General features: G+C 43.8%; 18 protein-coding genes. 11 read left to right on the forward strand and 7 right to left on the reverse strand.

Going from position 1 to position 14473, the window contains the following annotated elements:
- Window positions 1-351: 351 nt before the first annotated feature.
- On the forward strand, window positions 352-774 hold the full coding sequence (locus ASU00_RS02375) for a MarR family winged helix-turn-helix transcriptional regulator (RefSeq protein ID WP_057911851.1): 423 nt from the start codon (window positions 352-354) through the stop codon (window positions 772-774).
- 16 nt (window positions 775-790) lie between these two features.
- Window positions 791-1996, forward strand: coding sequence for an MFS transporter (locus ASU00_RS02380; protein ID WP_057911852.1), 1206 nt, complete (start codon window positions 791-793; stop codon window positions 1994-1996).
- Between the two features lie 148 nt (window positions 1997-2144).
- On the opposite strand, the gene bshB2 is transcribed toward ASU00_RS02380, so the two are convergent.
- The 3 genes from bshB2 to pdxK all read right to left on the reverse strand — a co-directional run bounded on the left by bshB2 (window position 2145) and on the right by pdxK (window position 4185).
- Window positions 2145-2810 carry a bacillithiol biosynthesis deacetylase BshB2 gene (bshB2, locus tag ASU00_RS02385; RefSeq protein WP_057911853.1) on the reverse strand — a complete coding sequence of 222 codons (666 nt, stop codon included), beginning with the start codon at window positions 2808-2810 and terminating at the stop codon, window positions 2145-2147.
- Between the two features lie 75 nt (window positions 2811-2885).
- The gene (locus tag ASU00_RS02390) at window positions 2886-3233 is read right to left on the reverse strand and encodes a YojF family protein (protein WP_057911854.1); all 348 of its coding nucleotides are present in this window, start codon (window positions 3231-3233) and stop codon (window positions 2886-2888) included.
- Window positions 3234-3357: 124 nt separating this feature from the next.
- Window positions 3358-4185, reverse strand: coding sequence for a pyridoxine/pyridoxal/pyridoxamine kinase (gene pdxK, locus ASU00_RS02395; RefSeq protein ID WP_201786263.1), 828 nt, complete (start codon window positions 4183-4185; stop codon window positions 3358-3360).
- Between the two features lie 331 nt (window positions 4186-4516).
- On the opposite strand from pdxK, the gene mobA reads away from it, so the two are divergent.
- Genes mobA through ASU00_RS02415 form a run of 4 tightly spaced genes read left to right on the forward strand, consistent with a single transcriptional unit; the run spans window position 4517 to window position 6875 of the window.
- The gene (gene mobA, locus ASU00_RS02400) at window positions 4517-5152 is read left to right on the forward strand and encodes a molybdenum cofactor guanylyltransferase (RefSeq protein ID WP_057911855.1); all 636 of its coding nucleotides are present in this window, start codon (window positions 4517-4519) and stop codon (window positions 5150-5152) included.
- The gene (locus ASU00_RS02405) at window positions 5142-5606 is read left to right on the forward strand and encodes a molybdenum cofactor biosynthesis protein MoaE (RefSeq protein WP_057911856.1); all 465 of its coding nucleotides are present in this window, start codon (window positions 5142-5144) and stop codon (window positions 5604-5606) included. Before mobA ends, ASU00_RS02405 begins: the two co-directional genes overlap by 11 nt.
- Complete coding sequence (gene moaD / locus ASU00_RS02410) at window positions 5599-5832, forward strand: molybdopterin converting factor subunit 1 (RefSeq protein WP_057911857.1); 234 nt, start codon at window positions 5599-5601, stop codon at window positions 5830-5832. Before ASU00_RS02405 ends, moaD begins: the two co-directional genes overlap by 8 nt.
- A 23-nt stretch (window positions 5833-5855) precedes the next feature.
- Window positions 5856-6875: a MoeB/ThiF family adenylyltransferase gene (locus ASU00_RS02415; RefSeq protein WP_057911858.1), complete on the forward strand. Its 1020-nt coding sequence runs from the start codon at window positions 5856-5858 to the stop codon at window positions 6873-6875.
- Between the two features lie 56 nt (window positions 6876-6931).
- Here ASU00_RS02415 and ASU00_RS02420 read toward each other — a convergent pair whose 3' ends face one another.
- Complete coding sequence (locus ASU00_RS02420) at window positions 6932-7252, reverse strand: YflT domain-containing protein (protein WP_057911859.1); 321 nt, start codon at window positions 7250-7252, stop codon at window positions 6932-6934.
- 136 nt (window positions 7253-7388) lie between these two features.
- Complete coding sequence (locus ASU00_RS02425) at window positions 7389-8822, reverse strand: phospholipase D family protein (RefSeq protein WP_057911860.1); 1434 nt, start codon at window positions 8820-8822, stop codon at window positions 7389-7391.
- Between the two features lie 148 nt (window positions 8823-8970).
- On the opposite strand from ASU00_RS02425, the gene ASU00_RS02430 reads away from it, so the two are divergent.
- The 3 genes from ASU00_RS02430 to ASU00_RS02445 all read left to right on the forward strand — a co-directional run bounded on the left by ASU00_RS02430 (window position 8971) and on the right by ASU00_RS02445 (window position 10570).
- A complete protein-coding gene (locus ASU00_RS02430) occupies window positions 8971-9657 on the forward strand; it encodes a uracil-DNA glycosylase (RefSeq protein ID WP_057911861.1) in 687 nt (228 codons plus the stop codon).
- 260 nt (window positions 9658-9917) lie between these two features.
- Window positions 9918-10175, forward strand: coding sequence for a YwdI family protein (locus tag ASU00_RS02440; RefSeq protein ID WP_152983671.1), 258 nt, complete (start codon window positions 9918-9920; stop codon window positions 10173-10175).
- 26 nt (window positions 10176-10201) lie between these two features.
- A complete protein-coding gene (locus ASU00_RS02445; RefSeq protein ID WP_057911863.1) occupies window positions 10202-10570 on the forward strand; it encodes a DUF423 domain-containing protein in 369 nt (122 codons plus the stop codon).
- 82 nt (window positions 10571-10652) lie between these two features.
- Here ASU00_RS02445 and gerQ read toward each other — a convergent pair whose 3' ends face one another.
- Both gerQ and hemQ read right to left on the reverse strand, forming a co-directional pair.
- On the reverse strand, window positions 10653-11189 hold the full coding sequence (gene gerQ, locus ASU00_RS25975) for a spore coat protein GerQ (RefSeq protein ID WP_057911864.1): 537 nt from the start codon (window positions 11187-11189) through the stop codon (window positions 10653-10655).
- A gap of 366 nt (window positions 11190-11555) precedes the next feature.
- On the reverse strand, window positions 11556-12305 hold the full coding sequence (gene hemQ, locus ASU00_RS02455; RefSeq protein WP_057911865.1) for a hydrogen peroxide-dependent heme synthase: 750 nt from the start codon (window positions 12303-12305) through the stop codon (window positions 11556-11558).
- 232 nt (window positions 12306-12537) lie between these two features.
- Here hemQ and pta point away from each other — a divergent pair, with 232 nt between their 5' ends.
- Together pta and ASU00_RS02465 are read left to right on the forward strand one after the other, a co-directional pair.
- Window positions 12538-13524, forward strand: a complete 987-nt coding sequence (gene pta / locus ASU00_RS02460; RefSeq protein WP_057912237.1) for a phosphate acetyltransferase — start codon at window positions 12538-12540, stop codon at window positions 13522-13524.
- A gap of 34 nt (window positions 13525-13558) precedes the next feature.
- Window positions 13559-14407, forward strand: a complete 849-nt coding sequence (locus ASU00_RS02465; protein WP_057911866.1) for a lipoate--protein ligase family protein — start codon at window positions 13559-13561, stop codon at window positions 14405-14407.
- The last annotated feature ends 66 nt before the right edge of the window (window positions 14408-14473 follow it).

The raw sequence follows: 14473 nt of genomic DNA on the forward strand, positions 1-14473 counted from the left end.
CACAAAACTCACGAATAAAAGCACGAAATTCACGAATAAAACCCCAATTCACGAATAAAAGCACAAAATTCACGAATAAATGCGCCAAACTCACGAGTATAGTCATCAAACTCATGAGTAACGCTCCGAATTCATGAAAAGAAAGCATTAACCCGAGCCAATTCATGAAAACTCGCCTCGAACTCACAATAAAAGTCGTCAATCTACCGAGTTACCAACAATAGCCAATAATTAACCACAAAACCTGCTGCGAGGTTGTGTTCAAGGCTCGGATTCTTCTTATGAGGTCTGGACTTTAGTGATGATATATTGTATAGTTACCTAGGTAACTACTTTGCGGGAGGAATACCCATGTCGTTTCATAATGGTTTTTTTCATCATAATTTACAATTTTCCAGGTCATTTACCAAAAAGTTGAATGAGCAGTTGGCTAAGGTTGATCTTTTTCATTCTCAATGGTTGATTGTTTATTATTTGAATCAGTTTGGTTGCTCCACGCTTGTGGAGATAAGCAACTATCTCGATGTGGAGAAGCCGACGGTGACACGGACGGTGAACCGTTTGGAGGAACGTGATTTAATCGAACAAATCCCCGGGAAAGATAAGCGGGAGCGGAGAATACAGTTAACGGAGTCTGGTGTAAAGACTTTTCAAGAGGCCAAAAAAGTGGTGGAGGAATTTGAGCACCAATTAATGAGTGGATTGGCAGAAGAGGAACTTGAGGTGACGCAACGAACCTTGAATTTCTTGAAGGAAAAATTAAAACAATCGTAAGGAAGAAGGATTATAAATGAATCACAAACCGAAGTTGTGGACGAAGGATTTTCTGATTGTCTCGTCAGCGAACTTTTTTCTCTTTTTAACTTTTTATGTGTTGATGGTAACCTTGACCATTTATACGATCGATCATTTTCATGCGTCTCAAGCGCAGGCGGGACTCGCTTCCAGTATCTTTGTTCTTGGGGCTGTTCTTGTAAGACCGCTTGCCGGGAAGAAAATTGACCAGATCGGCCGCCGGAAAATGCTCCTTGGATCACTGGTTTTATTTTTGCTTGCATCGATTGGCTATTTCATGGTCAATGGATTATTAGCTTTAATGATCGACAGGCTCGTTCATGGTTTCGCTTTCGGTCTTGCGACGACTGCAACGGGAACGATTGCTGCCGATATCATTCCGAATCAAAGGCGCGGAGAGGGGACAGGGTACTTCGCCATGAGTACAAACCTGGCAATGGCATTCGGCCCGTTTATCGGTTTGGTGATTACCCAGCATTTCAGTTATTCCATCATATTTTATGCAGCCTCCTTATTTGCCGCATTAGCTCTAGTCGCATCGCTATTCATGAATGTGCCAGAAGGTAAAGTGGCCAAAGCTACAAGACAAAAAGGATTCAAGATCAGTGATTACTTTGAAAAAAGCGCACTGCCGATTTCCATTTTTATCGGCTTTGCCGGATTTACCTATTCGAGCATCTTGTCCTATTTAACCTCTTTTGCAAAGGAAATGAATTTAATGGATGCGACGAGCTTTTTCTTTGTCGTATTTGCTGTATTCCTTTTGGCATCCCGTCCGTTTACCGGAAGGATGTTTGATGTGCTGGGGGAAAATGCAGTGATTTATCCGGCATTGATTTTTTATGCGATCGGTATGGTCATGCTCAGTCAATCGCATCATGGAATCACTCTCCTGATAGCCGCTGCCTTTATCGGTGTCGGATATGGTACGTTCCAATCGAGCTGCCAAGCGATATCCATCAAGGAAGCTCCTTCAGGGCGGATGGGTTTGGCCACTTCCACGTTTTTTACGATGTATGATTTCGGGATCGGGTCTGGGCCGTTTTTATTGGGATTCCTTATCCCATTTACCGGGTTTAAAGGGTTATTCATTGGAATGGCGATCTTTGCTTTCATTCTTATCGGCCTTTATTTCTTGGTACATGGTAAAAAAGCCTCGTTAAGAAAAAAAATGCAAACGGAAGAGCGCATGTCCGCTTGAATTTTGTAATTGCCAGTATAAAATGAAGAATTTGGGGAATGCTTGTTATATGATCGATTTTCCAGAGTATCCCCCTTTTCTCCGCCTGTATAAAACAGGCGTTTTTTTTATGCCATAAACAAAAGAAACCGCCTAAGTGGCGGTTTCTTTAGAATTTATAGGTCCATAAGCGTTCTTTGCGGATCCACTCGAGGAAATCGGCATCCTGGTTTTCGAATTTTTCCTTCCAATCGAGCACCATTGCCTCCGTTTGGGAGCGGTGCGCCGTAATCGCAGCGACTTTTTTATCTTCAATCCCAGTAATATCATGAATGATGTCAGGTTGCCCTAACTCATCGATGCAGTTGTTTGAGAATGCGACACATTGAAGCTTAGGACGTATCTTTTCCTCAATTCTCTCCACGGCACGAACTACGGCCCTTGCTGTCGCTTCATGATCTGGATGGACGCTGTATCCCGGATAAAACGTTATGATCAATGAAGGATTCAATTCATTGATGGCATCGGTAAACATGGACGTCAGCTTTTCATCATCTTCGAATTCTATCGTTTTATCACGCAGGCCGAGCATGCGCAAATCTTCAATACCAATCGCATTTGCTGCATCGATCAATTCCTTTTTGCGGATTTTCGGGAGCGATTCCCTTGTTGCAAATGGTGGGTTTCCTAAATTACGTCCCATTTCTCCTAGTGTTAAGCATAAATAGGTAACAGGTGTGCCCGCTTCTCTATGGATGGCAAGCGTACCGGAAACCGAGAAGGCTTCATCATCGGGATGTGGGAAAATGACTAAAACATGACGTTCTTTTTCCAAGGTATATTTCTCCTTCCGTCTACTTGCAAGAGTTTGGTAATGGGAGGTTTCATTGTGATTATCGGTATGTCAGGATCATTCAAAGGGAGTGGGACTAAGCTGCATGGAGACGGCGAGCTTCCCGGAAAAATCAAGACCTGCCAATAGCAATCTTCCTTGTTCATCCAATTCGAAGTGGTTTACGCCTTCTGCATATACCCAGCCGATATTGAGCTTTAAGCCGATTCGATAGGGGCCATCGCCAATGATTTTGCCATGTTCATATTGTATATACGCGTTACGAATATAAGCACCTGCCGAAAAGAAAGCTTCATCTACATGAGTGGCATAGGCGCCATTTGTCGTTTCCAGGTGAAGATATACGTCTTGTCCGGCGAAAGAATCAATGGCATTCTGCACCTCTGTACGTTCTATAGGTTTCATTCTATAATTTCCTCCTTAACTGGGCGGCTAGATAAGCTTTTCCTTATTCCCATTTTACTAAATAAAAACGAAAAAAGCGAAAAAGGCCGCTCGAAGAATTGGAGCGGCCAATAAACTTGATGTTTTATTTTTGAGAGTTTTGTGCAATTCCATATTTATGGTAAGCTCCGTGATTGACAGGTCCAACATAGTCATTCATCTTCCAGGAATGGCGAACCGCTTCCGTAATGAAGTCTTTGGCGATGTGAATGGCCTCGCGCGGGCTTTTCCCTTCAGCTAGCTGAGCTGTAATGGCTGCAGATGATGAACAGCCTGCACCATGCGTATTGGTTGTTTCGATTTTCTCGGATTCAAGGATTTCAAATTCTTGTCCATCGTATAGAAGATCGATGGCTTTATCAAGATCAAGCTTATTTCCACCTTTGATTAGAACATATTTTGCACCAAGTGCATGGATCTTTTCAGCGGCAGCCTTCATATCATCGATCGTTTTGATAGGCGCTGTACCTGCTAACTGGGCAGCCTCGAAAAGGTTAGGCGTAACTACGGTTGCACGTGGAACGAGCAAATCACGCAGAGCTACAGCTGTTTCAGGATGCAATACTTCATCTTCACCTTTACATACCATAACAGGGTCGATTACGACTTTGTCCAATTTCAATTCGTCAATTTTACGGGCAACGAGTTCAATGATTTCCACCGATCCAAGCATTCCTGTTTTCATGGCATCGATTCCGATTGATAAGATCGTTTCGATTTGGGCCTCTAAAACATCTACAGGTGTAGGGAATACATTATGCGACCAGCCATTCTTAGGGTCCATCGACACGATTGTCGTTAAAGCGGACATACCGTAAATGCCGAATTCTTGAAATGTCTTTAAATCAGCTTGAAGACCTGCGCCGCCGCTGGAGTCGGATCCAGCAACTGTCATAGCTCTTTTCATAGTCATTATGTGACCTCCTCAGGAGAATTAGTTATCGATATTATCATCATACCAGGTAATATCCTATTTTTAGAATATACCAAAATTTATTTTATGTAAAACTTAGTTGTTTCATCTATACGTGTGGGCTGATGGGCACTATTATTAAGCCGTCCAATTCAGATGATATTGATCGGAACGCTCGATTACGTGATATCATCCCTTTAATCTATGGTGTCATTATTCTCGAAGTTGCTTTAAACTATTTACATACAAGTGATGCTTTTTTGGTATGTATGGTAGGTATAGCATGACCGATACCTGCTAGATTAAACCGAAAAAGGGAAGGAGTAATCGGATGGAAACGACGATGTTGCTTCTAGCTGGTGGAAAATCAAGCCGAATGGGCGAGAATAAGGCTTTATTGACAATAGATGGAGATGTGAACATTTCAACAGTCGCATCCGAGCTGAAAAAGGTGTCCCAAAACGTGTTGGTCATTACGAATTCATTTGAAGATTATCGCTTTCTGCAGCTTCCGTTAATTGCTGATTTACATAAAGATCAAGGCCCCCTTGGTGGGTTGCATGCAGGGCTGACCGCCTCTAATACGCAGCTGCAATTCCTTACAGCCTGTGACATGCCTTTTGTGCGTGCAACTGCCATCAATGAAATGATTTCCAACTATGAACCTGCATTCGATGCAGTCATTCCAGAGATAAATGGGAGGATTCAGCCTCTCTTTGCGGTTTATCATAAAAGCTGTCTTCCTATACTGACGGATTGTTTAGTGAAAAATGAATTAAAAATGAGTCGTTTTCTGGAAAAGATTTCGGTGAAATTCATCAAGGAAACGGGTTTTTCGTTATATCACGAAAACCCTGCATCGTTTCAACATCTATTCTTCAATATGAATACAAGGGAAGACTATCAAGAAGCAGTCCATATTAAGCAAAAGGAATGGGATATAAAGGGTGGTAGACATGAATTTTAATCTTTCAAAAGAGCCGATCGTCATCCAGGATGTGATCGATAAAGTTATTAAGCGAAATGCCGGTGCCGTCACGACCTTTATTGGAACGGTGCGGGAAATGACAAAGGGGAAAAAAACGCTATTCTTGGTTTACGAAGCGTATGAACCGATGGCGATCAAAAAATTAGAGCAAATCGGAGCGGAAATCAAGGAACGTTGGCCTGATGCGGAAACGGCGATCACCCATCGTGTAGGTAAACTGGACATTACGGATGTAGCGGTCGTCATTGCCGTTAGTACGCCGCATCGAAATGATGCATATGAAGCAAATCGGTATGCCATTGAAAGAATAAAGGAAATTGTCCCGATTTGGAAAAAAGAACATTGGGAAGATGGGGAGACTTGGGTCGGGAATCAGTTGGAAACCGTTCCGTATCCAACAGGAAAACCGAAGGAGGGGGATATTCGTGATTAAAGTACTTTTATTTGCCCAATTGAGAGATGAATTAGGAAAAGAGACGATTTCTATTGAAGCAAATGGATGGAGTGTGGCCGAGCTAAAAGGCAAAATGAAGGCGGAATATCAGTTGGGGGGCCTCGAAACTGTGATGACGGCCGTCAATGAAGAATTTGCCGATGATGACACGATTTTATCCGACGGAGATACAGTCGCTTTCATTCCACCTGTAAGCGGGGGTTGAGTGAATTGGATAGGGGGGGCGATGTGAAGGAACGATATTCCAGGCAAACGTTATTTGCCCCGATCGGTGAAAGGGGCCAATTGAAGATCGAGAAGAAGCATGTCCTACTTCTAGGGGCAGGGGCATTGGGGGCTGCAAACGCCGAGGCTCTTACTCGTGCGGGAGTAGGGAAGCTTACCATCGTTGATCGAGATTATGTGGAGCTTAGTAATTTACAGCGCCAGCAAATGTACACGGAACGGGATGTCGAAGAGAGGCTGCCAAAGGCCGAAGCCGCAAAGCGTCATTTACGCGAGATCAATCATGAAATTGAAGTGAATGCTGTCATCATGGATGCAACTGCGCAAAACTTGGAGCAGCAGCTTGGTGATGTTGATTTGATATTGGATGCAACCGATAATTTTGAAACACGGATGATCATTAATGACCTGTCCCAAAAGCTTCATATTCCATGGATTTATGGGGCATGCGTCGGCAGCGTCGGCATGAGCTTGACGATCCTTCCCGGGCAAACCCCTTGCTTGCACTGCTTGCTTAAAACGATTCCCATTCAAGGCATGACCTGTGACACAGGCGGAATCATCTCACCGGCGGTAACGATGGTGGCGGCACACCAAACGGCCGAGGCCTTGAAAATCCTTACAGAGGATTGGGGAGCGGTTCGGCCAGCGCTCGTTACTTTCGATCTTTGGCGGAATCAATATCAATCTGTGAAATTAACAAAAGCAAAAAAGAAAGATTGCCTCTCTTGCGGGGAGCAAAGGTCTTATCCTTTTTTAGCTAGGGAAAACGCAACGAAAACAGCGGTCCTTTGCGGAAGGGACACTGTACAGGTAAGGCCACCCACACCAGTTAAGCTGCAGCTCGAGAAGTTGGCAAAAAATCTGATCGAAAGCGGCTATTCAGTGACATTCAATCCTTTCCTCCTCACCTGCGAAAAAAATGGGGAGCGCATTGTCATTTTCGAGGATGGCAGGGCATTGATTCACGGTACGAAGGATATGATTCAAGCAAAGGTAGCTTACAATAGTATTCTGGGATAATGAATAGGAAAAAGCGGGGCTCGTTAACGAGCCCCGCTTTTTATATGGTTATGAAATTATTTGGAAGCGACGATGACGACTTTCCCTTCGTCAAGCACTTCCTCGTAGCGTTCTGCTTCCATATCACTAAGTCCAAGATTGCTCATTCGATTACGAAGTTCATCTCCACGTGATTTAAAGAGGTTTCCAACTGTATCAAGGAAGCCTTGTTCCTTCATGCCGACATCTTCCGTATTCGTATTCTCGGTAAGGTGCTTCGAACGCGTTTTATCATGTGTAAACAAGTATACATCGTCTTTCGTATATCCTGATACAACCAATTCATCGATTTTTTCCTTTGCTTGTAAACCGTTTTCTACTACATGTACTTGATACATATAAACTCCTCCTTGAATTTTAGTGTAAGATCCCTGGAATATAGGTAAATGGAATCTTGATTATGATGATTGTTAATTAGCTATAGTAGTATATAACCTTATTTAGGTGAACCTAAACATCTTGTATCGAAATAAGTTAATAAGTGGTGAAGCGAAACACCTTCTGTATGCGGTACGTTAAATATTTAAAAACGGGAAGATCCTTCTGATATTCACTATAATCGGCAGTGTACGTTCCATTGCGATTTGTCCAAAGTCTTTGAAAATAGTCGGCGACATCATAAGAAATGTCCGCGTCATTCGGTGCATGGATTTCTATATTCGCTTCAAGGTTGAAGTCATCGAGATTACGGGAGGTGTAATTGGCCGACCCGCCAAGAACGATTGTTTCTTTTGGCTTTTTTATCATCATCAACTTTGTATGGAACTGTTCTTTATCGGTTTTGTACCAGCGGATCGAGATGTTTTCATCCCCCAGTTTTTCAAACTCGGCGGCTACGGGAAGATTGGGGAGACCGATTTTTTCACTTCCGAACGCGTTTTGATTCGGGTCCAGGATCATTCGAATCTTCACTCCTCGTTTAGCTGCGTCCGTTAATGCTTCGACCACTTCACGATCGGCAATGTAGAACATGGCAAGGTGGATTTTGTCTCCTTTCCTTGTATCGTTTATCGACTTAAGCACATGCTTATTGATTTTTCCTTCCGTAAGCAATTGCACCGATACCGGTCCTTTATCGGCAGATGAGTTGCTGAATTCCGGGAATGTCTTTGGACCACCGGAGAAATTCGAAGCGGCTTCTTCAGCTTTAACGAAATCACCGATGATATTCCCTTTCATCTGAAATGCGATATTGGAATGGAATCCGCTCGCATCATGAGGATTGGCAGATGAGATGATGGCCGTTTTTTCGGTGGCGACCACTTTTCTGTGATTGGCTTTAATATTCATCAATCTAAGATAAGAACGAAAGGTAACCTTTGGTGCAGTCTTAGCCATTGGATTCACGATCCATCCTTTTCCCTGTTCGCCAAACCATTGGAAAAAGGTGCGATATACGCCTGAATAAAGCGGGTTAGGGTCGCGAAGCCGGTCTAAATTGGTCACGACGACATCAATGCCATTTTCCTTCATGGTTTCGAGCGCATCCAGCTGGTATGCATTATAGGAAGTATTCACTTCATCAGTAATGAATATGACCTGGAGTTTTGGTTTCTTTTTCTTCTGTTCAACTAGTTTATCCGTCAGTGTCTTGGTTAACTTTGGGTAGTTTATCTTTTCATCATAAAAATCATTAAACAAAAACATATCGATGACGATATAAGAATCGGCTTCTTCGATGGCTTTATTGATCGTTTCGAAAATTCGCTGCTCGTGTTTAAGATTCCCTTGTTCATCGTGATAAGAAAGGTCATAGATGAAATCAACATCTTCGACATGATGAACCTTCCCTTCATAGGAAATTCCTTTAGGTAGGGGCTTGTAGCTGTTATAGACGATCACTGCCGTCACGACGAGCAAAATGCCAACAAGCAGGTAAAATCGTTTTCTTTTGTACCATTTTTTCATAGGGAATCCTCCAACAAAGTTAAATTGCTTGCTATTTATCTATTTTCCCACTTATCGGGAATAAAGAAACATAATTCGTGATTCTTCAAAAAGGGCAAGCCGTTTCGTTTGTTATAATATAGGTTAAAAGAAGAAAGGGGCTGTACATATGGTAAAACCGGTAGTAACCAATGATTGGTGGCCTCTATTGAAAGAGGAATGTAATAAAACGTATTACCAGGAGCTAATGGAGTTCATAAAGCAAGAGTACAAAGAGCAAGTCATTCATCCGGATCAGGAGGAAATCTTCAATGCGCTTCATTATACACCCTATGGAAGCGTAAAGGTTGTCATTCTTGGCCAGGATCCTTACCATGGACCGGATCAAGCGCATGGTCTTAGCTTTTCCGTTAAGCCTGAGGTCCGCATTCCGCCTTCATTAAGAAACATCTATAAGGAGCTGCAGGCTGATTTAGGCTATGAGGTACCTGATCATGGCTACCTTGTTGATTGGGCAAAACAAGGGGTGCTACTTTTGAATACCGTCTTGACTGTCCGTGAGGGAGAAGCGCACTCCCACCGGGGAAAAGGGTGGGAAAGCTTTACGAATCAAGTCATTCGCCTACTTAATGACCGGCAGAAACCGGTTGTTTTTATCTTATGGGGAAAACCGGCTCAAACGAAAATCCCATTGATTGATGAAAGCCGCCATAAAATACTTACCTCCGTCCATCCGAGCCCGCTCTCGGCATCGCGTGGGTTCTTTGGCAGCAGGCCGTTTTCCAAAACCAATCAATTGCTGTTGGAAATGGGGGAGGCACCAATTGATTGGAAAATCACAGGAGCGACGACTTGAAAAAGATTGTGAAGCGGGTGAATTGCATGGAGTGCCGTCACTTTTATGTCACTTGGGATTCTAATTTTCCAAAAGGGTGCCGTGCCTTCCAATTTAAAACATCAAACCTTCCTTCTCTTGATGTTTTTCGTTCCTCGGGACAGCCGTGCCTGGAATTTTCAGCCAAGAAAAATTTGAAGTAGGGCAAGGATGTTTTCTTGCTTGATTTTTGCTATGCTAGTGATGAAAGTATTGACCTGTATATGGATGAGGTGGTAAATTTGGATATTTCGTCAAGAAAAATGCTAGATAAAATTGAAGAGCTTGCTTCGAAGGCGAAGCAGGCAAATTCAGAGGATAAGGTACAGGGATATGTGATTGCCATTAAAGCCTTATGCGAAGTAATGGTTGATGAAAAAGCAGGGAGCGTCGGCATATCGAAGCCAACTCCCTTGTCCCAATCCGTTATGCCGGTTACACCCAATGTAGAGCCGGTTAAAATGGATGAAGCCAATGGGGAGTCTTTATTCGACTTTTAAAATTAGCGAAGGGAAGCGAAATAATAATGAAACTGTTCATCATTTTAGGTGCAATCAATGGGTTTATCGCTGTCGCACTTGGCGCATTCGGTGCACATGGACTCGAAGGGAAGATACCCGATAAATACTTGGCAACATGGCAAACGGGTGTTCAATATCAAATGTTCCATGCGGTCGGTTTATTAGTGCTCGGTTTATTGGCTGGAAGAATGACAAGCCCGCTAATCAACTGGTCTGGCTGGCTTATGTTAATAGGGATCATCCTGTTTTCCGGAAGCCTTTTCGTCCTAAGCGTTACGCAAATCAAGGTGCTGGGGGCCATCACACCACTTGGTGGAGTGTCGTTCTTGGCGGCTTGGGTATTAATGGTGATTGCTGCCTATAAGCATTTGTAAGGGCAGGAGCTTGTCACATCACCATGAAGAAGGGCCTCAAAATCAATCAGATTCTGAGGCCCTTTTTTTGTTATCAGTTCATTTATCTTGGCGAATAGGTGGCAAGCCCAGCGCCTCCAAATGGATAGTCGTATTCGATTTCTTCATCAAAGGTTATATAATCCAAGTATACCATCGGGATTAAATACCGTTTGCCTGTTTGGGGGTCGCTTATGATCAAATGATCACGCCCGGCAGCCTCAATGATTCCTTTGAAGATCTTTGCATTCCACTCCGTATTGTTTTCAAACGTTGTATAAACAGTCGCCAATTTACCTTTGTTCAACCGCAAGATGTTTTCGATGTATGATGCTTCGACCGGAAGCATGCCTGGAACCTGTGGTCCTGGTGTCGATTGGTTCATCGGCATTGGGATTTGCTGCGGAGTGCCCGCTATAGTTGGCTGCTGTGGCTGGTATGCTGGTTGTTGATAGTTTTGCTGCGGGTAAGCCTGCTGCTGCTGATAAGGCTTCTGCTGCTGTTGCTGCTGCCGCTGGTCCGACTCATTGTTTTCATATGGATAATAGGGGCTTCCTCCATACGGGTAGTTACCGTTACCATAAGGGTTATTCTGTGACATTGCATTCCCTCCTAAGATTCAACGCTTTTGAATTGGTGGCTAAAATCCGATTACTTGAAGCAACAGTGCGATTTATAGCGACCGGTCTGGGCAATCCCCGGTGGCTTAAAAATACACAATGAATTTTAAGCGATACGTAACGTTTACGCGGGTAAAGTCCTATCTTCTTGACGGCTGATAATAAATAGAAGTAACGTGCCTTCACCTCGCTGGCTTATTTTCCTGATGTGGAATGAGGCGGTAATAATTAAATTCATCACTATTGAAAATGTATGGGGATGGTGCTCGGTTTATTCCATAGCTGGGGAAAATAAAAAGGAGGGGGTAAAATAAATAAAGCTTCCGGAAGCCGGAAGCTAAAGCGTCTTATACGTAGAGGAAAGGTGCAATGTTTTCTTCAGGCAGGATATTGCCTACAAAGAAAGAGCCGAACGCAGCGTAACGGGCGCTCACTTCATCAAAACGCATTTCGTAAATTAATTTTTTGAATTGGAGGACATCGTCTGCAAAAAGTGTAACGCCCCATTCATAATCGTCAAAACCGACTGAACCGGAAATGATTTGTTTGACCTTGCCGGCATAACTGCGGCCAATCAAGCCGTGGGAACGCATTAAGCCTTTACGTTCTTCCATGGAAAGCATATACCAGTTATCCTCGCCATCACGACGCTTGTCCATTGGATAGAAGCAAACATGTTTCGCTTTTGGCAGGATCGGATACAGTCTGGAACGTACATGAGGGTTCTGGTAAGGATCTTCACCATCTCCGCCTGCCAGGTAATTGCTTAACTCCACAACTGAAACGTATGAATAAGCGGGAATTGAATATTCGGCAAGCTTCGTTTTATTGAATTCGTTTTCGATTGCATTCAATTCCTCCATTGTCGGGCGGGCAAACATAAGCATGAAATCTGCTTTTTGGCCAACGACGGAATAAAGGGCATGGCTGCCTTCGTTGTCGCTTTGTGTCATATTCCACTTATCGAGTAAACCTTGGAACTCCGAGATGGCCAGTTGGCGTTCGTCACTTGATAACGTTTTCCAGGAAGCCCAATCGATCAGGCGGAAATCATGTAAACAATACCAGCCATCCAGTGTTTGTGCTGCTTCACTCATTACGATCACTCCTAAGTCTTATTATAGCTTTAATATAACATAGTTTCAGTATAAGGAAATTTAGATCAACCCGCAAACAACATCGCCGTCTCGAGTGTCGAGATGTGGCTGGAATTTACCCGGCTGCTGAAGTATTCTAAAAAAGGTAGGATAGGAAAGCATGGCGAAATGGTTAAATTCAGAGCGATTAGGGGATACGTATCTTATATATGTTATAAAGGAGGAAGTGCCAGTGAGCAATTTATTTGAAATGTTGGAATCGAAGGTCATGGGGCATAATTTGAAAATCGTTTTTCCGGAAGGATTGGATGAGCGGATATTGGGAGCCGCAGGCAGGCTTGCAAAAGCAAAACTGATCACACCCGTACTGATCGGAGATATCGAAATGATTTCCGAAAAGGCAAAGGAATTGAAAATCGCCCTTGATGCCTTTGAAATATATGATCCGAAGAATTATATCATGATGGATGAAATGGTGGAAGCGTTTGTAAAGGTCCGTGCCGGCAAAGCGACAGTCGAACAAGCACGTGAAATTTTAAAGGATGAGAATTATTTCGGAACGATGCTCGTCCACATGAAGCAAGCACATGGGATGGTGAGCGGTGCGACACATTCCACGGCAGATACGGTTCGTCCCGCACTGCAGATCATAAAAACTAAGCCGGGCGTCAAAAAAACATCCGGAGTCTTCATCATGGTTCGTGACGAAGAAAGATATGTGTTTGCCGATTGCGCGATTAATATAAACCCCTCATCGCAGGACCTTGCGGAAATTGCCATTGAAAGTGCAAAGACTGCACAAATGTTCGATATCGAACCGCGTGTGGCGCTGCTTAGCTTTTCGACGAAGGGATCTGCCGTTTCGCCAGAGACACAGAAAGTCGTCGATGCTGTCGAATTTGCAAAAGAAATCGATTCCGAAATCATCCTGGACGGTGAATTCCAGTTCGATGCAGCGTTCGTACCTTCGGTGGCAAGAAAAAAAGCACCTGATTCCCTTATTCAAGGAGATGCGAATGTTTTCATCTTCCCAAGCCTCGAAGCAGGGAACATCAGCTATAAGATGGTCCAGCGTTTGGGTGGATTCGAAGCGGTCGGTCCGATCCTTCAAGGTCTGAACCGGCCTGTGAACGATCTTTCAAGGGGATGCAATGAAGAGGACGTATATAAGCTCGCCGTCATTACAGCGGCGCAGGGGTTTGTAGCCCAGTACCAATAGCGGTACCTTAGATAACATGTAAAGGGAGATTTCTATGAGTGAAACAGATTCATTATTATTGCAGCAAGAGTGGCGGGTGATTGATCAATCTTCCATTGGCCCCCAATTCCCCGCTCTAGAATCCTTCGCAATGGATGATACATTATGTGCATCCGTCGGATCAGGCAAATCAGTGGCCGTTGCAAGGGCGTGGGTGCACCATCGAACCGTCGTCCTTGGCATTCAGGATACGAAATTGCCTTTCCTTAAAAAAGGCTTGGATCATTTGGAGGAACACGATTTTCAGGCGATTGTCCGCAATTCCGGAGGGCTTGCCGTCGTGTTGGACGAGGGGGTCCTTAATCTCTCGCTCATTTTCCCTGAAAACGAGCAAAAAATTGAAATCAATCGTGGCTATGATGCGATGTGGGAACTCGTTCAATTGATGTTCGCCGATTTCCCGGTCAAGATGGAGGCGAGGGAGATCGTCGGCTCCTATTGTCCGGGAAGTTATGATTTAAGTATAAATGGAAAGAAGTTTGCTGGCATATCCCAACGCAGGATCCGCAATGGGGTAGCGGTGCAAATCTATTTGTGTGTCAATGGAAGCGGGGCTGAACGTGCAAATCTTGTAAAAGGTTTTTATGAAGCAGCTAAAGCGAATGCGGAAACGAAATTCGTATATCCTGATATTGTCCCTTCCGTAATGGCATCTCTTTCACAATTGCTGGATGTACAATTGACCGTCCAGGACGTGATGCTCAGGTTCCTTCAGGTGCTGAAGGAGCATAGCGGAAGGATATTTTCGGACACGCTTTCCTCGGAGGAGTGGCCGCTGTATGAGGCTTACTTAACAAGAGTGGTAGAACGAAATGATAAAGTATTTGCTGCATTAAAGGTATAGATGAACAAAGCCGTTCCTGTAAGTACAGGAACGGCTTTGTTCACTTCATACGATGTTAGCATTCAC

The organism is Peribacillus muralis (assembly GCF_001439925.1).
Taxonomy (GTDB): domain Bacteria; phylum Bacillota; class Bacilli; order Bacillales; family DSM-1321; genus Peribacillus; species Peribacillus muralis.

What these genes read in the sequence shown, in the direction of transcription:
- ASU00_RS02375 (WP_057911851.1), top strand. Translation starts at nt 352, where the DNA reads ATGTCGTTTCATAATGGTTTTTTTCATCATAATTTACAATTTTCCAGG.
- ASU00_RS02380 (WP_057911852.1), top strand. Translation starts at nt 791, where the DNA reads ATGAATCACAAACCGAAGTTGTGGACGAAGGATTTTCTGATTGTCTCG.
- ASU00_RS02390 (WP_057911854.1), bottom strand. Translation starts at nt 3,233, where the DNA reads ATGAAACCTATAGAACGTACAGAGGTGCAGAATGCCATTGATTCTTTC.
- pdxK (WP_201786263.1), bottom strand. Translation starts at nt 4,185, where the DNA reads ATGACTATGAAAAGAGCTATGACAGTTGCTGGATCCGACTCCAGCGGC.
- mobA (WP_057911855.1), top strand. Translation starts at nt 4,517, where the DNA reads ATGGAAACGACGATGTTGCTTCTAGCTGGTGGAAAATCAAGCCGAATG.
- ASU00_RS02405 (WP_057911856.1), top strand. Translation starts at nt 5,142, where the DNA reads ATGAATTTTAATCTTTCAAAAGAGCCGATCGTCATCCAGGATGTGATC.
- ASU00_RS02420 (WP_057911859.1), bottom strand. Translation starts at nt 7,252, where the DNA reads ATGTATCAAGTACATGTAGTAGAAAACGGTTTACAAGCAAAGGAAAAA.
- ASU00_RS02425 (WP_057911860.1), bottom strand. Translation starts at nt 8,822, where the DNA reads ATGAAAAAATGGTACAAAAGAAAACGATTTTACCTGCTTGTTGGCATT.
- ASU00_RS02430 (WP_057911861.1), top strand. Translation starts at nt 8,971, where the DNA reads ATGGTAAAACCGGTAGTAACCAATGATTGGTGGCCTCTATTGAAAGAG.
- ASU00_RS02445 (WP_057911863.1), top strand. Translation starts at nt 10,202, where the DNA reads ATGAAACTGTTCATCATTTTAGGTGCAATCAATGGGTTTATCGCTGTC.
- gerQ (WP_057911864.1), bottom strand. Translation starts at nt 11,189, where the DNA reads ATGTCACAGAATAACCCTTATGGTAACGGTAACTACCCGTATGGAGGA.
- hemQ (WP_057911865.1), bottom strand. Translation starts at nt 12,305, where the DNA reads ATGAGTGAAGCAGCACAAACACTGGATGGCTGGTATTGTTTACATGAT.
- ASU00_RS02465 (WP_057911866.1), top strand. Translation starts at nt 13,559, where the DNA reads ATGAGTGAAACAGATTCATTATTATTGCAGCAAGAGTGGCGGGTGATT.